General features: G+C 55.2%; 32 protein-coding genes. 1 reads left to right on the top strand and 31 read right to left on the bottom strand.

The window, feature by feature from the left end; translation table 11 throughout:
* Nucleotides 1-68 precede the first annotated feature (68 nt).
* Entirely contained in the window at nt 69-2,903 is a 2,835-nt protein-coding gene (gene uvrA, locus BLQ09_RS18600; RefSeq protein ID WP_092358183.1) for an excinuclease ABC subunit UvrA, read from the top strand.
* 63 nt (nt 2,904-2,966) lie between these two features.
* On the opposite strand, the gene bfr is transcribed toward uvrA, so the two are convergent.
* The 31 genes from bfr to tuf form a co-directional block, all read right to left on the bottom strand.
* Nucleotides 2,967-3,431, bottom strand: coding sequence for a bacterioferritin (gene bfr, locus BLQ09_RS18595; protein ID WP_017525959.1), 465 nt, complete (start codon nt 3,429-3,431; stop codon nt 2,967-2,969).
* Between the two features lie 155 nt (nt 3,432-3,586).
* On the bottom strand, nt 3,587-5,035 hold the full coding sequence (locus BLQ09_RS18590; protein ID WP_027605167.1) for a catalase: 1,449 nt from the start codon (nt 5,033-5,035) through the stop codon (nt 3,587-3,589).
* Nucleotides 5,036-5,272: 237 nt separating this feature from the next.
* Nucleotides 5,273-5,659, bottom strand: coding sequence for a 50S ribosomal protein L17 (rplQ, locus tag BLQ09_RS18585; protein WP_003176402.1), 387 nt, complete (start codon nt 5,657-5,659; stop codon nt 5,273-5,275).
* Nucleotides 5,660-5,700: 41 nt separating this feature from the next.
* The gene (gene rpoA / locus BLQ09_RS18580; RefSeq protein ID WP_003176403.1) at nt 5,701-6,702 is read right to left on the bottom strand and encodes a DNA-directed RNA polymerase subunit alpha; all 1,002 of its coding nucleotides are present in this window, start codon (nt 6,700-6,702) and stop codon (nt 5,701-5,703) included.
* Between the two features lie 22 nt (nt 6,703-6,724).
* Nucleotides 6,725-7,345: a 30S ribosomal protein S4 gene (gene rpsD / locus BLQ09_RS18575; RefSeq protein ID WP_003176404.1), complete on the bottom strand. Its 621-nt coding sequence runs from the start codon at nt 7,343-7,345 to the stop codon at nt 6,725-6,727.
* Between the two features lie 18 nt (nt 7,346-7,363).
* Nucleotides 7,364-7,753 carry a 30S ribosomal protein S11 gene (rpsK, locus tag BLQ09_RS18570; RefSeq protein WP_002555466.1) on the bottom strand — a complete coding sequence of 130 codons (390 nt, stop codon included), beginning with the start codon at nt 7,751-7,753 and terminating at the stop codon, nt 7,364-7,366.
* A gap of 30 nt (nt 7,754-7,783) precedes the next feature.
* Nucleotides 7,784-8,140 (bottom strand): 30S ribosomal protein S13, encoded by a 357-nt coding sequence (gene rpsM / locus BLQ09_RS18565; protein WP_024077676.1) that lies wholly within the window; start codon nt 8,138-8,140, stop codon nt 7,784-7,786.
* 129 nt (nt 8,141-8,269) lie between these two features.
* Nucleotides 8,270-8,386 (bottom strand): 50S ribosomal protein L36, encoded by a 117-nt coding sequence (rpmJ, locus tag BLQ09_RS18560; protein WP_002555468.1) that lies wholly within the window; start codon nt 8,384-8,386, stop codon nt 8,270-8,272.
* A 27-nt stretch (nt 8,387-8,413) separates the two neighbouring features.
* Nucleotides 8,414-9,742, bottom strand: a complete 1,329-nt coding sequence (secY, locus tag BLQ09_RS18555; RefSeq protein WP_003176406.1) for a preprotein translocase subunit SecY — start codon at nt 9,740-9,742, stop codon at nt 8,414-8,416.
* A complete protein-coding gene (gene rplO / locus BLQ09_RS18550) occupies nt 9,743-10,180 on the bottom strand; it encodes a 50S ribosomal protein L15 (protein ID WP_003176407.1) in 438 nt (145 codons plus the stop codon).
* A gap of 3 nt (nt 10,181-10,183) precedes the next feature.
* On the bottom strand, nt 10,184-10,360 hold the full coding sequence (rpmD, locus tag BLQ09_RS18545) for a 50S ribosomal protein L30 (RefSeq protein ID WP_003176408.1): 177 nt from the start codon (nt 10,358-10,360) through the stop codon (nt 10,184-10,186).
* Nucleotides 10,361-10,362: 2 nt separating this feature from the next.
* Nucleotides 10,363-10,863: a 30S ribosomal protein S5 gene (gene rpsE / locus BLQ09_RS18540; protein WP_003186035.1), complete on the bottom strand. Its 501-nt coding sequence runs from the start codon at nt 10,861-10,863 to the stop codon at nt 10,363-10,365.
* Nucleotides 10,864-10,866: 3 nt separating this feature from the next.
* Nucleotides 10,867-11,217, bottom strand: coding sequence for a 50S ribosomal protein L18 (rplR, locus tag BLQ09_RS18535; protein WP_003186037.1), 351 nt, complete (start codon nt 11,215-11,217; stop codon nt 10,867-10,869).
* A 10-nt stretch (nt 11,218-11,227) separates the two neighbouring features.
* Nucleotides 11,228-11,761 carry a 50S ribosomal protein L6 gene (rplF, locus tag BLQ09_RS18530; protein WP_003176412.1) on the bottom strand — a complete coding sequence of 178 codons (534 nt, stop codon included), beginning with the start codon at nt 11,759-11,761 and terminating at the stop codon, nt 11,228-11,230.
* Nucleotides 11,762-11,773: 12 nt separating this feature from the next.
* A complete protein-coding gene (gene rpsH / locus BLQ09_RS18525) occupies nt 11,774-12,166 on the bottom strand; it encodes a 30S ribosomal protein S8 (RefSeq protein WP_003176413.1) in 393 nt (130 codons plus the stop codon).
* A 206-nt stretch (nt 12,167-12,372) separates the two neighbouring features.
* Nucleotides 12,373-12,678, bottom strand: coding sequence for a 30S ribosomal protein S14 (gene rpsN / locus BLQ09_RS18520; RefSeq protein WP_003176414.1), 306 nt, complete (start codon nt 12,676-12,678; stop codon nt 12,373-12,375).
* A 13-nt stretch (nt 12,679-12,691) separates the two neighbouring features.
* Complete coding sequence (gene rplE, locus BLQ09_RS18515) at nt 12,692-13,231, bottom strand: 50S ribosomal protein L5 (RefSeq protein WP_003194642.1); 540 nt, start codon at nt 13,229-13,231, stop codon at nt 12,692-12,694.
* Between the two features lie 22 nt (nt 13,232-13,253).
* The gene (gene rplX / locus BLQ09_RS18510) at nt 13,254-13,568 is read right to left on the bottom strand and encodes a 50S ribosomal protein L24 (protein WP_003176416.1); all 315 of its coding nucleotides are present in this window, start codon (nt 13,566-13,568) and stop codon (nt 13,254-13,256) included.
* Nucleotides 13,569-13,579: 11 nt separating this feature from the next.
* Nucleotides 13,580-13,948 carry a 50S ribosomal protein L14 gene (gene rplN, locus BLQ09_RS18505; RefSeq protein ID WP_002555479.1) on the bottom strand — a complete coding sequence of 123 codons (369 nt, stop codon included), beginning with the start codon at nt 13,946-13,948 and terminating at the stop codon, nt 13,580-13,582.
* A 23-nt stretch (nt 13,949-13,971) separates the two neighbouring features.
* Nucleotides 13,972-14,238 (bottom strand): 30S ribosomal protein S17, encoded by a 267-nt coding sequence (rpsQ, locus tag BLQ09_RS18500; protein WP_003176419.1) that lies wholly within the window; start codon nt 14,236-14,238, stop codon nt 13,972-13,974.
* A gap of 2 nt (nt 14,239-14,240) precedes the next feature.
* Nucleotides 14,241-14,432 (bottom strand): 50S ribosomal protein L29, encoded by a 192-nt coding sequence (gene rpmC, locus BLQ09_RS18495; RefSeq protein WP_002555481.1) that lies wholly within the window; start codon nt 14,430-14,432, stop codon nt 14,241-14,243.
* A complete protein-coding gene (rplP, locus tag BLQ09_RS18490) occupies nt 14,432-14,845 on the bottom strand; it encodes a 50S ribosomal protein L16 (RefSeq protein WP_003232424.1) in 414 nt (137 codons plus the stop codon). The genes rpmC and rplP overlap by 1 nt, the downstream gene beginning before the upstream one ends.
* Before the next feature lie 12 nt (nt 14,846-14,857).
* Nucleotides 14,858-15,544 (bottom strand): 30S ribosomal protein S3, encoded by a 687-nt coding sequence (gene rpsC / locus BLQ09_RS18485; RefSeq protein WP_003176422.1) that lies wholly within the window; start codon nt 15,542-15,544, stop codon nt 14,858-14,860.
* A gap of 13 nt (nt 15,545-15,557) precedes the next feature.
* Complete coding sequence (rplV, locus tag BLQ09_RS18480) at nt 15,558-15,890, bottom strand: 50S ribosomal protein L22 (protein WP_003103908.1); 333 nt, start codon at nt 15,888-15,890, stop codon at nt 15,558-15,560.
* Between the two features lie 11 nt (nt 15,891-15,901).
* Nucleotides 15,902-16,177 (bottom strand): 30S ribosomal protein S19, encoded by a 276-nt coding sequence (gene rpsS, locus BLQ09_RS18475; protein ID WP_003232420.1) that lies wholly within the window; start codon nt 16,175-16,177, stop codon nt 15,902-15,904.
* Between the two features lie 16 nt (nt 16,178-16,193).
* Nucleotides 16,194-17,018 carry a 50S ribosomal protein L2 gene (rplB, locus tag BLQ09_RS18470; protein ID WP_003210080.1) on the bottom strand — a complete coding sequence of 275 codons (825 nt, stop codon included), beginning with the start codon at nt 17,016-17,018 and terminating at the stop codon, nt 16,194-16,196.
* Nucleotides 17,019-17,032: 14 nt separating this feature from the next.
* Nucleotides 17,033-17,332: a 50S ribosomal protein L23 gene (gene rplW / locus BLQ09_RS18465; protein ID WP_002555488.1), complete on the bottom strand. Its 300-nt coding sequence runs from the start codon at nt 17,330-17,332 to the stop codon at nt 17,033-17,035.
* A complete protein-coding gene (rplD, locus tag BLQ09_RS18460; RefSeq protein WP_003176424.1) occupies nt 17,329-17,931 on the bottom strand; it encodes a 50S ribosomal protein L4 in 603 nt (200 codons plus the stop codon). Before rplD ends, rplW begins: the two co-directional genes overlap by 4 nt.
* Before the next feature lie 12 nt (nt 17,932-17,943).
* A complete protein-coding gene (rplC, locus tag BLQ09_RS18455; RefSeq protein ID WP_007253310.1) occupies nt 17,944-18,579 on the bottom strand; it encodes a 50S ribosomal protein L3 in 636 nt (211 codons plus the stop codon).
* An 81-nt stretch (nt 18,580-18,660) separates the two neighbouring features.
* Nucleotides 18,661-18,972, bottom strand: coding sequence for a 30S ribosomal protein S10 (gene rpsJ / locus BLQ09_RS18450; protein WP_003186070.1), 312 nt, complete (start codon nt 18,970-18,972; stop codon nt 18,661-18,663).
* Between the two features lie 157 nt (nt 18,973-19,129).
* A complete protein-coding gene (tuf, locus tag BLQ09_RS18445; protein WP_027605166.1) occupies nt 19,130-20,323 on the bottom strand; it encodes an elongation factor Tu in 1,194 nt (397 codons plus the stop codon).
* Between the last annotated feature and the right edge of the window lie 22 nt (nt 20,324-20,345).

The following is a 20,345-nucleotide window of genomic DNA, read 5'->3' as shown; positions in this document are numbered from 1 at the left end:
CAGTGTATATTCATCCAGTCTTTAGCCGTATACTCCTGCATTATTTACGCCCGCCGTGCGAGGCCATCTTGGACAAGATCCTGATTCGTGGGGCTAGAACCCACAACCTGAAGAACATCGACCTGACCCTGCCCCGGGACAAACTGATCGTCATCACCGGCTTGTCCGGCTCCGGCAAATCGTCCCTGGCGTTCGACACGCTGTATGCCGAAGGTCAGCGTCGCTATGTGGAATCGCTGTCGGCCTATGCCCGGCAGTTCCTGTCGATGATGGAAAAGCCGGACGTCGACACCATTGAAGGCCTGTCGCCGGCGATTTCCATTGAGCAGAAGTCGACCTCCCACAACCCGCGTTCCACCGTGGGCACCATCACCGAAATCTACGACTACCTGCGCCTGCTGTACGCGCGGGTAGGCATCCCGCGCTGCCCGGACCACGACATTCCGCTGGAGGCCCAGACCGTCAGCCAGATGGTCGACCTGGTGCTGGCCCAACCGGAAGGTGCCAAGCTGATGCTGCTGGCGCCGGTGATTCGCGAGCGCAAGGGCGAACACCTCTCTGTATTCGAAGAGCTGCGTGCTCAAGGTTTCGTACGTGCGCGTATCAACGGCAAGCTGTATGAGCTGGACGAAGCGCCGAAACTCGACAAGCAGAAGAAGCACTCGATTGATGTCGTGGTCGATCGCTTCAAGGTGCGGTCCGACCTGCAGCAGCGTCTGGCGGAATCGTTCGAGACCGCGTTGAAGCTGGCGGATGGCATTGCCCTGGTGGCGCCGATGGATGACGAGCCGGGTGAAGAGATCATCTTCTCCGCGCGCTTTGCCTGCCCGATCTGTGGCCACGCCATCAGCGAGCTGGAGCCCAAGCTGTTCTCCTTCAACAACCCGGCCGGTGCCTGCCCGACCTGCGATGGCCTGGGCGTGAAGCAATTCTTCGACATCAAGCGCCTGGTCAACGGCGACCTGACATTGGCGGAGGGCGCGATCCGCGGCTGGGACAGGCGTAACGTCTACTACTTCCAGATGCTCGGGTCGTTGGCGGCCCATTACAAGTTCAGCCTTGAAGTACCTTTCAACCAACTGCCAGCAGACCAGCAGAAAGTCATCCTTAATGGCAGCGGCTCGCAGAACGTCGACTTCAAGTACCTGAACGACCGTGGCGACATCGTCAAGCGCTCCCACCCGTTCGAAGGCATCGTGCCGAACCTGGAGCGGCGCTACCGCGAGACTGAATCGGCGAGTGTGCGCGAGGAGCTGGCGAAATTCCTCAGCACCCAACCTTGCCCGGATTGCCGGGGCACTCGCCTGCGCCGTGAGGCGCGGCATGTATGGGTGGGTGAGAAGACGTTGCCGGCGGTGACCAACCTGCCGATCGGCGATGCCTGTGAATACTTTGGTGTACTGAAGCTCACCGGACGCCGTGGGGAAATTGCCGACAAGATCCTCAAGGAGATCCGCGAGCGCTTGCAGTTCCTGGTTAACGTTGGCCTGGACTATCTGTCGCTGGATCGCAGCGCGGATACGTTGTCCGGTGGTGAAGCGCAGCGAATTCGCCTGGCCAGCCAGATTGGTGCCGGCCTGGTGGGGGTGTTGTACATCCTCGATGAGCCTTCGATTGGCCTGCACCAGCGGGATAACGATCGCCTGCTGGGCACGCTGAAGCACCTGCGGGATATCGGCAATACGGTGATCGTGGTCGAGCACGATGAAGACGCGATTCGCCTGGCGGACTATGTGGTGGATATTGGCCCAGGCGCCGGCGTGCATGGAGGACATATTGTCGCCGAGGGCACGCCTGCGGAGGTAATGGCACATCCCGACTCGTTGACCGGCAAGTACCTGTCCGGCCGCGTGAAGATCGCAGTGCCAGCCAAGCGTACACCGCGCAACAAGAAGATGGCATTGCACCTCAAGGGCGCGCGTGGCAACAACTTGCGCAATGTTGACCTGGAAATACCACTGGGCCTGCTGACCTGCGTGACCGGTGTTTCCGGCTCAGGCAAGTCGACGCTGATCAACAACACGCTGTTCCCCTTGAGTGCCACCGCCTTGAACGGCGCCACCACCCTGGAAGCCGCCGCGCACGACAGCATCAAGGGCCTGGAACACCTGGACAAGGTGGTCGATATCGACCAAAGCCCGATTGGCCGCACACCGCGCTCCAACCCGGCGACCTACACCGGGCTGTTCACGCCTATTCGTGAGCTGTTTGCTGGCGTGCCGGAATCCCGTTCACGGGGCTACGGGCCAGGCCGCTTCTCGTTCAACGTCAAGGGCGGTCGCTGCGAAGCGTGCCAGGGCGATGGCCTGATCAAGGTGGAAATGCACTTCCTCCCGGACATCTACGTGCCGTGCGATGTGTGCAAGAGCAAGCGCTACAACCGCGAAACCCTGGAGATCAAGTACAAGGGCAAGAGCATCCACGAAACCCTGGAGATGACCATCGAAGAAGCGCGGGTGTTCTTTGATGCGGTTCCGGCGCTTGCGCGCAAGCTGCAGACGCTGATGGATGTGGGCCTGTCGTATATCAAGCTGGGGCAGTCGGCGACCACACTGTCCGGTGGTGAAGCGCAGCGGGTGAAGCTGTCTCGCGAGCTGTCCAAACGCGATACGGGCAAGACCTTGTATATCCTGGACGAACCGACAACCGGCCTGCACTTTGCTGATATTCAGCAATTGCTGGATGTGTTGCACCGCTTGCGTGATCACGGCAACACCGTGGTGGTGATCGAGCACAACCTGGATGTGATCAAGACGGCCGACTGGCTGGTGGATCTAGGGCCGGAAGGCGGATCCAAGGGCGGCCAGATCATTGCGGTGGGTACGCCGGAGCAGGTCTCCGAGATGCCACAATCGCATACGGGTTACTACTTGAAACCATTGCTGGCGCGCGACCGGGCCTGATTTATCAGGCTCAATAAAAAGCCCCTGTCACTGCTGAGGTGACAGGGGCTTTTTTGTAGGAAATCAGAACTGCGATTGCAGGTAGTTTTCCAGGCCAATCAGCTTGATCAAGCCCAACTGCTTTTCCAGCCAGTAGGTGTGATCTTCTTCGGTATCGTTCAACTGCACGCGCAGGATTTCCCGCGTGACGAAGTCGCTGTGCTGTTCGCAGAGCTCGATGCCCTTGCAGAGAGCGGCACGCACCTTGTATTCAAGACGAAGATCGGCTGCAAGCATGTCAGGTACGCTGGTACCCACATCCAGATCGTCGGGACGCATACGTGGCGTACCTTCGAGCATCAGGATACGACGCATCAGTGCATCGGCGTGCTGTGCCTCTTCTTCCATTTCGTGGTTGATACGCTCGTAGAGTTCGGTAAAACCCCAGTCTTCGTACATGCGCGAGTGGATGAAATATTGATCACGAGCTGCCAGTTCGCCCGTCAGCAACGTGTTGAGGTAATCGATTACGTCGGGGTGACCTTGCATCGCCCTACATCTCCCTGCTTGAAAGTCTGTAGTTTGAACCATGCTGACTCGGAGGTCACGGGACTAACGGCAGAAAAGTGAAGATTTCCGCAGAAAAGTAGCTGAAATAACGCAAAAACCGCCCAAATGAGGGCGGTTCTGCTTATCGTTTAGAGTCAGTTAAGCGATACACCCAGTGCCTTTGCGATTGCGTCTCCATAAGCAGGATCTGCCTTATAGAAGTGCTGCAGTTGACGCTGGACCACATCACTGGAGACACCGCTCATTGCGCCGGCGATGTTATTGGTGAGCAGTGCTTTCTGCTCATCATTCATCAGGCGGAACAGCGCACCTGCGTGGCTGTAGTAGTCGGTATCTTCACGGTGATCGTAACGATCAGCCGCACCGCTCAAGGGCAATGCAGGCTCGGCGTACTGTGGCGCTTGCTTCGGAGCTTCGGCGTAGCTGTTCGGTTCGTAGTTCGGAGTCGCACCACCATTGCTGCCAAATGCCATCGAGCCATCACGCTGGTAGCTGTTGACCGGGCTGCGCGGAGCATTCACCGGCAATTGCTGGTGGTTGGTACCCACACGGTAGCGGTGAGCATCTGCGTAAGCGAAAACCCGACCTTGGAGCATACGGTCTGGCGACAGGCCAACGCCTGGAACCATGTTGCTTGGGCCAAATGCAGCCTGCTCTACTTCAGCGAAGTAGTTCTGCGGATTGCGGTTAAGTTCCAGCTCACCCACTTCAATCAACGGGAATTCTTTCTGCGACCAGGTTTTGGTCACATCAAACGGATTCTCGTAATGGGCGTTCGCCTGGGCCTCGGTCATGATCTGGATGCAGACCCGCCATTTCGGGAAGTCACCGCGCTCGATCGCACCAAACAGATCACGCTGGGCGTAATCAGGATCAGTACCGGCCAGGCGGGCCGCCTCAGCCGGCGCCAGGTTCTTGATGCCTTGCTTGGTTTTGTAGTGCCACTTCACCCAGTGCCGCTCACCGCGGGCGTTAATCAAGCTGTAGGTGTGGCTGCCAAAGCCATGCATATGACGGTAGCCATCGGGAATACCACGATCCGAAAACAGAATGGTGACCTGGTGCAGCGCTTCTGGAGAGTGCGACCAGAAGTCCCACATCATTTGCGCGCTTTTCAGGTTGCTTTGCGGTAACCGCTTCTGAGTGTGGATGAAATCGGGGAATTTCAGCGGATCGCGTATGAAGAACACCGGTGTGTTGTTACCCACGATGTCCCAATTACCTTCTTCGGTGTAGAACTTCAAGGCAAAACCACGGGGATCGCGCTCGGTGTCTGCGGAACCACGCTCACCGCCCACAGTAGAGAAACGCAGGAACGTTGGAGTTTGCTTACCAACGGACTCGAACAATTTGGCGCTGGTGTACTGGGTGATGTCCCGGGTGACCGTAAAAGTACCGTAGGCACCCGACCCTTTGGCGTGTACGCGACGCTCAGGGATGTTTTCACGGTTGAAATGGGCAAGTTTCTCGATCAGGTGAAAATCGTCAAGAAGCAGCGGGCCGCGCGGGCCGGCTGAACGGGAATTCTGGTTATCCGCAACGGGAGCGCCGCTGGCGGTGGTAAGGATTTTATTCTGGCTCATGCTCAATTTTCCTCAGGTCGGACTTGGAACTGCCGGCTAATCGGCTTGGAGGGAGTATTGACCATCAACATGACACCTACAAATTCATTAAATCGTAAGCTTCAATAGAGAATAACTAACAATACCCCCGCGCACATAGTGCTGAGCGCTGTCTGAGGAAGCTTGTACACATCGCGCTTTTGTTACGCGCACAAAAAACCGGGCACTAGGCCCGGTTCTTCGTTACAGCTTGTCGTCTTACTCGGCGCTTACAGCTTCGCCGGCAGTAGCACGATCAACCAACTCGACGTACGCCATAGGCGCGTTGTCGCCAGCGCGGAAACCGCACTTGAGGATGCGCAGGTAGCCACCCTCACGGGTAGCGTAACGCTTGCCCAGGTCGTTGAAGAGCTTACCAACGATAGCTTTCGAACGAGTACGGTCGAAAGCCAGACGGCGGTTAGCCAGGCTGTCTGTCTTGGCCAAAGTGATCAGCGGCTCAGCAACGCGACGCAGTTCTTTAGCTTTCGGCAGTGTAGTTTTGATCAGCTCGTGCTCGAACAGCGACACCGCCATGTTTTGAAACATGGCCTTGCGGTGCGAGCTGGTACGGCTCAGGTGACGACCACTTTTACGATGACGCATGGTTCATTCCTTACCAAACTCACGTTCGGTGATTACGACGATCAGGCAGTCGCCTTGTCGTCCTTCTTAAGACTTGCAGGCGGCCAGTTGTCGAGGCGCATGCCGAGGGACAGACCGCGGGAGGCCAGAACGTCCTTGATTTCAGTCAAGGATTTCTTGCCCAGGTTCGGAGTCTTCAACAGTTCTACTTCGGTACGCTGAATCAGGTCGCCGATGTAGTAAATGTTTTCCGCCTTAAGGCAGTTAGCCGAACGTACAGTCAGTTCCAGATCGTCAACCGGGCGAAGCAGGATCGGATCGATCTCGTCTTCCTGCTCGATTACCACTGGTTCGCTGTCACCTTTGAGGTCGACGAACGCAGCCAACTGCTGTTGCAGAATGGTTGCAGCGCGGCGGATAGCCTCTTCAGGATCCAGAGTACCGTTGGTTTCCAGATCAATAACCAGCTTGTCCAGGTTAGTACGCTGCTCGACACGGGCGTTTTCCACCACGTATGCGATACGGCGAACCGGGCTGAACGAAGAGTCAAGCTGCAAGCGACCAATGCTGCGGCTTTCGTCTTCATCGCTCTGACGCGAGTCGGCCGGTTCATAACCACGACCACGAGCTACGGTGAGCTTCATGTTCAGGGCGCCGTTAGACGCCAGGTTAGCGATTACGTGATCGGGGTTAACGATCTCGACATCATGATCCAGCTGAATATCGGCAGCGGTAACCACCCCCGAACCCTTCTTCGACAAGGTCAGCGTAACTTCGTCACGGCCGTGCAGCTTGATAGCCAGACCTTTAAGGTTCAACAGGATTTCAATTACGTCTTCCTGTACACCTTCGATGGCGCTGTACTCGTGGAGCACACCGTCAATCTCGGCCTCGACTACTGCACAGCCGGGCATTGAGGACAACAGGATGCGGCGCAGCGCGTTGCCCAGGGTGTGGCCAAAACCACGCTCGAGAGGCTCGAGAGTGATCTTGGCGCGGGTTGGACTGACAACCTGCACATCAATGTGGCGGGGTGTCAGGAACTCATTTACCGAAATCTGCATGGATGCACCTATTTTCTAGCCCTTACTTGGAGTAGAGCTCGACAATCAGGCTTTCGTTGATGTCGGCGGACAGATCACTGCGAGCAGGAACGTTCTTGAAAACGCCCGACTTCTTCTCAGTGTCTACTTCTACCCATTCTACGCGGCCACGTTGGGCACACAGATCGAGAGCTTGGACAATGCGAAGTTGGTTTTTTGCTTTCTCGCGAACTGCGACCACGTCACCAGCACGAACCTGGTAGGACGGAACGTTTACGGTCTGACCGTTAACGCTGATCGACTTGTGCGATACCAGCTGACGGGATTCGGCACGAGTCGAACCAAAGCCCATACGGTATACAACGTTGTCCAGACGGCATTCGAGCAGTTGCAGCAGGTTTTCACCGGTTGCACCTTTCTTGCCAGCAGCTTCTTTGTAGTAGCCGCTGAACTGACGCTCGAGAACGCCGTAGATACGACGGACCTTCTGCTTTTCACGCAGTTGGGTGCCGTAATCGGACTGGCGACCGCGGCGTTGGCCGTGGATACCAGGTGCTGCTTCAATGTTGCACTTCGATTCGATCGCGCGCACGCCGCTCTTCAGGAAGAGATCGGTGCCTTCGCGACGAGCGAGTTTGCATTTTGGACCAATGTAACGAGCCATTCTTTACAATCTCCTGGATTACACGCGGCGCTTCTTCGGCGGACGGCACCCGTTGTGCGGGATTGGCGTCACGTCGGTGATGCTGGCGATCTTATAGCCACAGCCGTTCAAAGCACGGACAGCAGACTCACGACCTGGACCTGGACCTTTGACGTTAACGTCGAGGTTTTTCAGGCCATATTCCAGCGCAGCTTGACCAGCACGTTCAGCAGCTACTTGAGCAGCAAACGGCGTGGACTTGCGGGAACCGCGGAAACCCGAACCACCGGAGGTAGCCCAAGAAAGCGCGTTACCTTGACGGTCGGTGATGGTCACGATGGTGTTGTTAAAAGATGCATGGATGTGGGCGATGCCATCAACCACTGTCTTTTTAACTTTTTTACGAGGACGAGCAGCAGGTTTTGCCATGATAATTTTCCTGTCGATTCGCTGGGGCGATTACTTGCGGATCGGCTTACGCGGACCTTTACGGGTACGCGCGTTAGTCTTGGTACGCTGACCGCGCACTGGAAGACCACGACGATGACGCAGACCGCGATAGCAACCGAGGTCCATCAAACGCTTGATTTTCATGTTGATTTCGCGACGCAGGTCACCTTCAGTGGTGAACTTCGCCACTTCGCCACGCAGCAATTCAATCTGCTCGTCGCTCAGATCCTTGATCTTAGCGGCTGGGTTTACCCCAGCAACCGCGCAAATTTTCTGCGCAGTAGTGCGACCAACACCATAGATGTAGGTCAGCGAGATAACAGTGTGCTTGTTATCTGGAATGTTAACGCCTGCAATACGGGCCATTCAGTGGGACTCCAATTGACAGCTACCTACGCCCCGGAAGCCAAGAAATAGGGCGCGAGATAATATCGCTGTAATAACAAATAATCAACCCGGCAGCGCACTAGCTGCCGGGCTTCAAGCGGATCACACTCAGCCTTGGCGCTGTTTGTGACGCGGTTCCGCGCTGCAAATTACTCGAACAACACCTTCGCGGCGAATAATCTTGCAGTTACGGCACAGCTTTTTCACCGATGCACGAACTTTCATCACCAACTCCTCGAACCTTATGGGTACTCAGCGCAACATGCCGCTGCCGTAACCCTTCAGGTTGGCTTTCTTCATCAGGGATTCGTACTGGTGCGAAACGAGGTGCGATTGTACTTGGGACATGAAGTCCATCACAACCACGACCACGATCAGCAACGAGGTCCCGCCAAGGTAGAACGGAACGTTTGCTGCAACCACCAGGAACTGGGGCAACAAGCACACGGCCGTCATATATAGAGCACCGAACAGGGTCAAACGAGTCAGAACGCCATCAATGTAGCGTGCCGACTGCTCACCTGGACGAATACCCGGAATAAAGGCACCGGACTTCTTCAGGTTTTCCGCTACGTCTTTCGGATTGAACATCAACGCCGTATAGAAGAAGCAGAAGAAAATAATCCCTGCACTAAACAGCAGAATATTCAACGGCTGACCAGGAGCGATCGACTGAGAGAGGTCCTGCAGCCAGCCCATATTTTCAGACTGACCAAACCAGGTACCCAACGAAGCCGGAAACAGCAAAATGCTGCTCGCGAAAATTGCCGGAATAACACCGGCCATATTCACTTTCAGCGGCAAGTGGCTGGTCTGCGCAGCAAAAACCTTACGGCCCTGCTGACGCTTGGCGTAGTGAACAGCAATACGACGCTGGCCACGCTCAATGAACACCACAAAACCGATAATCGCTACTGCCAGCAAACCGATGGCAACCAGGGCGAAGATATTGATATCACCCTGACGTGCAGACTCGAAAGACTGCCCGATTGCTCTCGGAAGACCGGCGACGATACCTGCGAAAATCAACATCGAGATACCGTTACCAACACCACGCTCAGTAATCTGCTCACCCAGCCACATCATGAACATCGCACCAGCCACAAACGTGGATACCGCGACGAAATGGAAGCCAAAGTCACCAGTGAACGCAACACCCTGCCCAGCCAGGCCAACGGACATGCCGATAGCTTGGACCAGGGCGAGGATGACAGTGCCGTAGCGGGTGTACTGGCTAATCTTGCGACGGCCAGCTTCACCTTCCTTCTTCAACTGCTCCAGCTGCGGGCTGACGGCGGTCATCAGTTGCATGATGATCGATGCCGAGATGTACGGCATGATCCCCAGTGCAAAAATGCTCATCCGTTCCAGCGCACCGCCAGAAAACATGTTGAACAAGCTAAGAATGGTCCCCTCATTCTGTCGAAACAGGTCTGCGAGTCGGTCCGGGTTGATACCTGGAACCGGGATGTGTGCGCCTATTCGGTAGACGATAATCGCCAGGAACAGAAAACGCAGACGAGCCCAAAGTTCAGACATACCGCCTTTGCCGAGCGCTGAGAGAGCACCTTGCTTAGCCATTTATTCCTCGAACTTGCCGCCAGCTGCTTCGATAGCCGAACGCGCACCTTTGGTGGCGCCGATTCCCTTGCCGATAGTGACAGCGCGAGTCACTTCACCGGACAGCATGATTTTCACACGCTGTACGTTGACGTTGATCACGTTGGCATCTTTCAGGGTCTGCACAGTAACGATGTCGCCTTCCACTTTAGCCAGCTCGGACAGACGCACTTCTGCGCGGTCCATGGCCTTCAGGGAAACGAAGCCGAACTTAGGCAGGCGACGATGCAGCGGCTGTTGACCGCCTTCAAAGCCTGGAGCAATGGTGCCACCGGAGCGGGAGGTTTGACCTTTGTGGCCACGGCCACCAGTCTTACCCAAACCGCTACCGATACCACGGCCCGGACGATGCTTTTCGCGACGGGAACCCGGCGCTGGACTCAGATCATTGAGTTTCATCGATTAACCCTCGACACGCAGCATGTAGTAAGCCTTGTTGATCATCCCGCGATTCTCGGGAGTATCCTGGACTTCTACAGTGTGACCGATGCGACGCAGACCCAAACCCTTAACGCACAATTTGTGGTTAGGGATGCGGCCGGTCATGCTTTTGATCAGCGTTACTTTAACGGTAGCCATGATCAGAAGATCTCCTTGACGCTTTTGCCACGCTTGGCGGCAATGGATTCAGGAGATTGCATAGCTTTCAAACCCTTGAAAGTGGCGTGAACCACGTTTACCGGGTTAGTCGAGCCATAGCACTTGGCCAGAACGTTCTGAACGCCAGCAACCTCGAGGACAGCACGCATAGCGCCGCCAGCGATGATACCGGTACCTTCAGAAGCAGGCTGCATGTACACCTTCGAAGCGCCGTGAGCGGACTTCATTGCGTACTGCAGCGTGGTGCCGTTCAGATCAACTTGGATCATGTTGCGACGAGCAGCTTCCATTGCCTTCTGGATCGCAGCAGGCACTTCACGTGACTTGCCACGGCCGAAGCCAACGCGCCCTTTACCATCACCCACCACGGTCAACGCGGTGAAAGTGAAGATACGGCCGCCTTTAACGGTTTTGGCTACGCGGTTAACTTGAACCAGCTTCTCAATGTAGCCTTCGTCGCGCTTTTGGTCGTTATTTGACATAACTTAGAACTCCAGCCCAGCTTCACGAGCAGCATCAGCCAGCGCTTTAACGCGGCCGTGGTACTTGAAGCCAGAGCGGTCGAAAGCCACTTGCGAGACGCCAGCGGCCTTAGCACGCGTAGCGACCAGCTGGCCAACCTTTGTGGCCGCGTCGATGTTGCCAGTGGCACCATCACGCAGTTCTTTATCCAAAGTCGAGGCGCTGGCCAGGACTTTGTTGCCGTCGGCCGAGATGACCTGGGCGTAGATGTGCTGCGACGAGCGGAACACGCAGAGACGCACGACTTCGAGTTCGTGCATTTTCAGGCGTGCTTTGCGAGCGCGACGCAGTCGAGTAACTTTTTTGTCGGTCATTTGCTATGCCCTACTTCTTCTTGGCTTCTTTACGACGGACGACTTCGTCCGCGTAGCGCACACCTTTGCCTTTGTACGGCTCTGGTGGACGGAAGTCGCGGATCTCAGCAGCCACTTGACCTACCAGTTGCTTATCGATGCCCTTGATCAGGATATCGGTCTGGCTAGGAGTCTCAGCGGTGATGCCTTCCGGCAGTTCGTAATCCACTGGGTGCGAGAAGCCAAGGGCCAGGTTCAAAACCGTGCCTTTTGCTTGCGCTTTGTAACCAACACCGACCAGCTGGAGCTTACGCTCGAAGCCTTGGCTTACGCCTTGGACCATGTTGTTTACCAACGCACGCGTGGTACCAGCCATTGCGCGAGTTTGTTGATCGCCATTGCGAGCAGCGAAACGCAGCTCACCAGCTTCTTCAACGATCTCAACGGACGAATGGATATTCAGTTCAAGAGTGCCCTTGGCACCCTTCACCGAAAGCTGTTGGCCTGCGAATTTGACTTCGACACCGGCTGGCAGCTTAACGGGGTTCTTAGCGACGCGAGACATGCTTATCCCCCCTTAGAACACAGTGCAAAGAACTTCGCCGCCGACACCGGCAGCGCGCGCAGCACGATCCGTCATCACACCTTTGTTGGTGGAGACGATAGACACGCCCAGACCGCCACGAACTTTCGGCAGATCTTCAGCGGACTTGTACTGACGCAGGCCTGGACGGCTAACGCGCTTCACTTCCTCGATGACCGAACGGCCTTCGAAGTACTTCAGCTCGATGGACAGCAGTGGTTTGATTTCGCTGCTGATCTGATAACCCGCAATGTAGCCTTCGTCTTTCAGGACTTTGGCAACAGCAACCTTCAACTTGGAAGACGGCATGCTTACGACGGACTTTTCAGCCATCTGGGCATTACGGATACGAGTTAGCATGTCCGCTAACGGGTCCTGCATACTCATGGGCTAGACGCTCCTAATACAAAAAAATTAGCCTTGCGGCTACATATGTCGCTGAGAACTTCCGGGTAAAAAACACGGGCTCAGGCGAGCCGCGTATTTTAGACACACTCCGGAAATGAAACAAGCCCCAAAAGGGGCTTGTTCCAGATTCAAGGTCACCGGCGGTCAGTATCTTTCGATTCAGACCACCTGGACGCTGAAAGTACTTACCAGCTGGCTTTAACCAGACCTGGTACGTCACCACGCATTGCCGCTTCACGCAGTTTGTTACGGCCGAGGCCGAACTTGCGGTAAACGCCGTGTGGACGACCGGTCAGGCGGCAGCGGTTACGCATGCGCGAAGCGCTTGCGTCACGTGGCTGCTTCTGCAGGGCAACTGTAGCTTCCCAACGCGCTTCTGGACTTGCGTTCAGATCAACGATGATTGCTTTCAGTGCTGCACGCTTCTTGGCGTACTTGGCAACCGTGAGCTGACGCTTCAGCTCGCGGTTTTTCATGCTCATCTTGGCCATGGTCCTACTCCAATCAGTTGCGGAACGGGAATTTGAAAGCACGCAACAGGGCGCGACCTTCATCATCGTTCTTGGCAGTGGTGGTCAGGGTGATGTCCAGACCGCGGAGAGCATCGATCTTGTCGTAGTCGATTTCCGGGAAGATGATCTGCTCTTTCACGCCCATGCTGTAGTTACCACGACCATCGAAGGACTTGGCATTCAGGCCGCGGAAGTCGCGAACCCGAGGCAGGGAGATCGACAGCAGACGATCCAGGAATTCGTACATACGCTCACGGCGCAGAGTCACTTTGACGCCGATCGGCCAACCTTCACGGACTTTAAAGCCAGCGATGGATTTGCGAGCGTAGGTCACAACGACTTTCTGGCCGGTGATCTTTTCCAGGTCAGCAACAGCGTGCTCGATGACTTTTTTGTCACCGATCGCTTCGCCCAGACCCATGTTCAGGGTGATTTTGGTAACGCGCGGAACTTCCATCACGTTCCCAAGCTTAAGTTCTTCCTTAAGCTTAGGGGCGATTTCCTTCCGGTAAATCTCTTGTAGTCGTGCCATGGTCTAATCTACCTAGCAGTGTTCAAGCATCAACCGCTTTTTGGGTCGACTTGAAGACACGAATTTTCTTACCGTCTTCTACTTTGAAACCAACGCGGTCAGCCTTGTTGGTTTCGCCGTTGAAGATGGCGACGTTAGAAGCGTCCAGCGGAGCTTCTTTCTCGACGATACCGCCCTGCACGCCCGACATCGGGTTAGGCTTGGTATGACGCTTGACCAGGTTCAGACCACCGATAACCAGACGGTTATTAGCGAGAACCTTAAGCACCTTACCGCGCTTACCTTTGTCTTTGCCGGCGATCACGATGATCTCGTCGTCACGACGAATCTTTTGCATGTCGGATCTCCTTACAGCACTTCTGGGGCGAGCGAGACGATCTTCATGAACTTCTCAGTACGAAGTTCACGGGTCACTGGCCCAAAGATACGGGTGCCGATCGGCTCTTGCTTGTTGTTCAGAAGAACAGCAGCGTTGCCATCAAAGCGGATAATGGAGCCATCTGCACGACGTACGCCGTGACGAGTGCGGACTACAACAGCAGTCATCACTTGGCCTTTTTTCACTTTACCGCGAGGAATTGCTTCCTTGACGGTAACCTTGATGATGTCACCGATACCAGCGTAACGACGATGGGAGCCACCCAGCACCTTGATGCACATAACACGGCGAGCGCCGCTGTTATCGGCCACATCGAGCATGGATTGAGTCTGAATCATATAATTTCTCCGACCCCTAGTCCTTAGACTTCCACAGCGCGTTCGAGAACATCAACCAATGCCCAAGACTTGGTCTTGGCCAGCGGACGAGTTTCACGAATAGTGACTTTGTCGCCGATGTGGCACTGATTGGTTTCGTCGTGCGCGTGCAGCTTAGTCGAACGCTTAACATATTTACCGTAGATCGGGTGCTTAACGCGACGCTCGATCAAAACGGTGATGGTTTTGTCCATCTTGTCGCTGACAACACGGCCAGTCAGCGTACGGACAGTCTTTTCGGCTTCAGCCATGATCACTTACCTGCCTGCTGGTTGAGCACAGTCTTCACGCGAGCGATGTCACGCTTAACTTGCGAGAGCAGATGAGACTGCCCCAACTGGCCAGTTGCTTTCTGCATACGCAGATTGAACTGGTCGCGCAGCAGGCCGAGCAGTTGCTCGTTCAGCTGCTGTGCGGATTTTTCACGAAGTTCATTCGCTTTCATCACATCACCGTCCGTTTAACAAAGGCGGTGGCGAGCGGCAGCTTTGCAGCAGCCAGGGCAAAAGCCTCACGCGCCAGCTCTTCAGTTACACCCTCGATTTCATACAGGACTTTGCCTGGCTGAATCTGGGCTACCCAGTATTCCACGTTACCCTTACCTTTACCCATCCGAACCTCGAGAGGCTTTTTGGAGATCGGCTTGTCCGGGAATACACGGATCCAGATCTTGCCGCCACGTTTAACGTGACGGGTCAGTGCACGACGCGCTGACTCGATCTGACGAGCGGTGAGACGACCACGAGCTACAGACTTCAGCGCGAACTCGCCGAAGCTGACTTTGCTACCGCGCTGAGCCAGACCACGGTTGTGGCCTGTCATCTGCTTGCGGAACTTCGTACGCTTTGGTTGCAACATTTGGCGTACCCCTTACTTAGCAGCTTTTTTACGAGGCGCTGGTGCTTGTGGTTTCAGTTCTTCTTGGCGACCACCAATTACTTCGCCTTTGAAGATCCAAACCTTTACACCGATCACACCGTAAGTGGTGTGAGCTTCGTAGTTGGCATAGTCGATGTCGGCACGCAGGGTGTGCAGTGGCACACGACCTTCGCGATACCATTCAGTACGTGCGATTTCAGCACCGCCGAGACGACCGCTCACTTGGATTTTGATGCCTTTGGCACCAATGCGCATGGCGTTCTGTACGGCGCGCTTCATAGCGCGACGGAACATTACGCGACGCTCCAGCTGCTGAGCTACGCTCTGCGCAACCAGCATACCGTCGAGCTCCGGCTTGCGGATCTCTTCGATATTGATGTGCACAGGCACACCCATTTGCTTGGTCAGGTCCTGACGCAGTTTCTCAACATCTTCACCTTTCTTCCCGATAACGATACCTGGACGAGCGGTGTGGATGGTGATACGTGCAGTTTGCGCCGGACGATGGATATCGATACGGCTTACGGACGCGCTTTTTAGTTTGTCTTGGAGATACTCACGCACCTTCAGATCAGCGAACAAATAGTCCGCATAAGTCCGACCGTCTGCGTACCAGACGGAGGTGTGCTCCTTGACGATTCCCAGGCGAATGCCAATGGGATGTACTTTCTGACCCATCTCTTCGACTCCGTTACTTGTCAGCAACCTTGACAGTGATATGGCAAGACCGCTTGACGATGCGATCAGCACGGCCTTTGGCACGCGGCATGATGCGCTTCAGCGAACGCCCTTCGTTGACGAAAACGGTGCTGACCTTCAGGTCATCAACGTCTGCGCCTTCGTTATGCTCGGCGTTGGCTACGGCCGACTCCAGCACTTTCTTCATGATCTCGGCGGCTTTCTTACTGCTGAAAGCCAACAGGTTGAGCGCTTCGCCCACCTTCTTCCCGCGGATCTGGTCGGCGACCAAGCGGGCTTTCTGGGCGGAGATTCGAGCGCCCGACAACTTAGCGGCTACTTCCATTTCCTTACCCCTTAACGCTTGGCTTTCTTGTCTGCCACGTGCCCACGATAAGTGCGGGTACCGGCAAACTCGCCTAGTTTGTGGCCGACCATGTCTTCGTTAACGAGAACTGGGACGTGCAGACGACCGTTGTGTACAGCGATGGTCAGACCGACCATTTGTGGCAGGATCATCGAACGACGCGACCAGGTCTTAACTGGTTTGCGATCGTTCTTTTCCGCCGCCACTTCGATCTTCTTCAGTAGGTGAAGATCAATAAAAGGACCTTTTTTCAGAGAACGTGGCACTGTCGTATCCCTCTATTTACTTGCGACGACGGACGATCATTTTGTCGGTACGCTTATTACCACGAGTCTTCGCGCCCTTAGTCGGGAAGCCCCATGGCGATACCGGATGACGACCACCAGAGGTACGACCTTCACCACCACCGTGTGGGTGGTCAACCGGGTTCATGGCAACACCACGAACGGTTGGGCGAACGCCACGCCAGCGTTTGGCACCAGCTTTACCCAGCGAACGCAGGCTGTGCTCGGAGTTCGAGACTTCACCCAGGGTCGCGCGGCATTCAGCCAGCACTTTACGCATCTCACCAGAACGCAGACGCAGGGTCACGTAGACACCTTCACGAGCGATCAGCTGAGCCGAAGCACCAGCGGAACGAGCGATTTGCGCGCCTTTACCTGGCTTCAATTCGATGCCGTGTACGGTGCTACCAACTGGAATATTACGCAGTTGCAGAGCGTTGCCCGGCTTGATCGGTGCCAAGGCACCTGCGATCAGCTGGTCGCCAGCACTCACACCTTTAGGCGCGATGATGTAGCGACGCTCGCCATCTGCGTACAGCAGCAGAGCGATGTGAGCAGTACGGTTTGGATCGTATTCGATACGCTCGACAGTGGCAGCGATGCCATCTTTGTCGTTGCGACGGAAATCGACCAGACGATAATGCTGCTTATGGCCACCACCAATGTGACGAGTGGTAATACGACCATTGTTGTTACGACCACCAGTCTTCGATTTCTTCTCGAGCAGCGGTGCGTGAGGAGCGCCTTTATGCAGCTCCTGGTTGACCACCTTGACCACAAAACGGCGGCCAGGGGAAGTCGGTTTGCATTTAACGATTGCCATGATGCACCCCTTCCTTACTCAGCACTGCTGCTGAAATCGAGATCTTGGCCTGGCTGAAGGGAGATAACTGCCTTCTTCCAGTCATTACGCTTGCCCAGACCGCGAGCAGTGCGCTTGCTCTTACCCAGAACATTCAGGGTAGTAACACGCTCAACTTTCACGCTGAACAGGCTTTCGACGGCCTTCTTGATTTCCAGCTTGGTTGCGTCAGTTGCAACCTTGAAAACGAACTGGCCTTTCTTGTCAGCCAGAACCGTAGCCTTTTCGGAAACGTGCGGGCCAAGCAGAACTTTAAATACGCGTTCCTGGTTCATCCCAGCAGCTCCTCGAATTTCTTCACGGCCGACACGGTGATCAACACCTTGTCGTATGCGATCAGACTAACTGGATCGGAACCTTGCACGTCACGTACATCAACGTGTGGCAGGTTACGAGCAGCCAGGTACAGGTTCTGATCAACAGCTTCAGACACGATCAAAACGTCGGTCAGGCTCATGTTGTTCAGTTTGCCCAGCAGATCTTTGGTTTTTGGACTTTCAACAGCGAAGTCCTGAACCACGACCAGGCGATCAGTACGCACGAGTTCAGCAAGGATGGAGCGCAGTGCTGCGCGATACATCTTCTTGTTGAGCTTCTGAGAGTGATCCTGCGGACGAGCTGCGAAAGTGGTACCGCCGCCGCGCCAGATTGGGCTACGGATAGTACCGGCACGAGCACGGCCAGTACCTTTCTGACGCCAAGGGCGCTTACCGCCACCACGAACGTCGGAACGGGTCTTTTGCTGCTTGCTACCTTGACGGCCGCCGGCCATGTAGGCCACGACTGCTTGGTGAACCAGCGTCTCGTTGAATTCGCCGCCAAATGTCAGTTCGGAAACTTCGATCGCTTGAGCGTCATTTACATTTAATTGCATGTCAGCTTCCCCTTAACCGCGAGCCTTGGCCGCTGGACGTACAACCAGGTTGCCGCCAGTAGCGCCAGGAACAGCACCCTTGACCAACAACAGATTGCGTTCAGCGTCGACGCGCACTACTTCGAGGGACTGCACGGTCACGCGCTCAGCGCCCATATGACCGGACATTTTTTTGCCCTTGAATACACGACCAGGAGTCTGGCACTGGCCAATAGAGCCCGGGACGCGGTGGGAAACGGAGTTACCGTGAGTGTTGTCTTGACCACGGAAATTCCAACGCTTGATCGTACCCTGGAAGCCTTTACCCTTGGACTGACCGGTTACATCAACCAGTTGACCAGCGGCGAAGATTTCAGCGTTGATCAGATCGCCAGCCTGGTAGTCGCCTTCTTCAAGACGGAACTCCATGACAGTACGACCAGCTGCAACGTTTGCTTTAGCGAAGTGACCTGCTTGAGCAGCAGTCACACGCGAAGCGCGACGCTCGCCGACAGTGACTTGCACTGCACGATAGCCATCGGTTTCTTCAGTTTTGAACTGGGTGACGCGATTCGGCTCGATCTCAATGACCGTAACCGGAATGGAGACACCTTCTTCGGTGAAAATACGGGTCATACCGCATTTACGACCGACTACACCAATAGTCATGTTGTAAACCTCATGAGTGTACGGGGCTTTCACCCGCTATGGCCGCCCATTTCAGAGCGTTACACGACTAAGACCCAAGTCTTAGCCGAGGCTGATCTGTACTTCCACACCGGCCGCCAGATCAAGCTTCATAAGAGCATCAACGGTTTTATCCGTTGGCTGGACGATGTCCAGTACGCGCTTATGAGTACGGATCTCGTACTGGTCACGCGCGTCTTTGTTGACGTGCGGGGAGACCAGAACGGTGAACCGCTCTTTACGGGTAGGCAGTGGAATTGGACCACGCACTTGAGCACCAGTACGTTTCGCGGTTTCCACGATTTCCTGGGTGGATTGGTCGATCAGGCGATGGTCAAAAGCCTTCAACCTGATACGGATTTGCTGATTTTGCATTGGATTTCAGACTCCGGCTGCTATTCCCAGCGAGCGCAATACGCCCGTTAAAAGGAGGCGCAATTCTATAGACGCCCTAGATAGGTGTCAACCCAATAAAAAAGCCCCCGCTGAGCGGGGGCTTTTCAAAGCATCGAAGCTATCTCAGAAGAGACGCTTACTCGATGATTTTAGCTACAACACCAGCACCAACGGTACGGCCGCCTTCACGGATAGCGAAGCGCAGACCGTCTTCCATTGCGATGGTCTTGATCAGGGTAACTTCCATTTGGATGTTATCGCCTGGCATTACCATTTCAACGCCTTCTGGCAGCTGGCAGTTACCAGTCACGTCAGTAGTACGGAAGTAGAACTGTGGACGGTAGCCTTTGAAGAACGGAGTGTGACGACCGCCTTCTTCCTTGCTCAGAACGTAAACTTCTGCGGTGAACTTGGTGTGCGGCTTAACCGAACCTGGCTTAACCAGAACCTGGCCACGCTCAACGTCGTCACGCTTGGTACCACGCAGCAGAACGCCGCAGTTCTCGCCAGCACGACCTTCGTCGAGCAGCTTGCGGAACATTTCAACACCAGTGCAGACAGTGTTGGTAGTGTCACGCAGACCAACGATCTCCAGCGCATCTTGAACGCGAACGATACCGCGCTCGATACGACCAGTCACAACAGTACCACGACCGGAGATCGAGAATACGTCTTCGATTGGCATCAGGAACGGCTTGTCGGTCAGACGAACTGGTTCTGGGATGTAGCTGTCCAGGGTTTCAACCAGTTTACGAACGGCAGTGGTGCCCATTTCGTTATCGTCTTTGCCTTCCAGCGCCATACGAGCAGAACCGATGATGATCGGAGTGTCGTCGCCTGGGAAGTCGTAAGTGCTCAGCAGATCGCGCACTTCCATCTCAACCAGTTCCAGCAGCTCAGCGTCGTCTACCAGGTCAGCCTTGTTCAGGAAAACCACGATGTACGGAACGCCTACCTGACGGGACAGCAGGATGTGCTCACGGGTTTGTGGCATCGGACCATCAGCGGCCGAGCAAACCAGGATCGCGCCGTCCATCTGGGCAGCACCAGTGATCATGTTCTTCACATAGTCAGCGTGACCTGGGCAGTCAACGTGAGCGTAGTGACGGATCTTCGAGTTGTACTCGACGTGCGCGGTGTTGATGGTGATACCACGAGCTTTTTCTTCTGGAGCGCTGTCGATTTTATCGAAATCAACGACTGCAGAACCGAAAACCTCGGAGCAGACGCGAGTCAGAGCTGCGGTCAGAGTGGTTTTACCGTGGTCAACGTGACCGATAGTGCCAACGTTGACGTGCGGTAGGGAACGATCAAATTTTTCTTTAGCCACGACAATTAACTCCTTGCCTAAA

This window comes from Pseudomonas sp. NFACC25 (assembly GCF_900100935.1).
Taxonomy (GTDB): Bacteria; Pseudomonadota; Gammaproteobacteria; order Pseudomonadales; family Pseudomonadaceae; genus Aquipseudomonas; species Aquipseudomonas marginalis.
The sequence above is the reverse complement of the archived record's forward strand: the minus strand, read 5'-3'. Positions and strand labels throughout refer to the sequence as shown.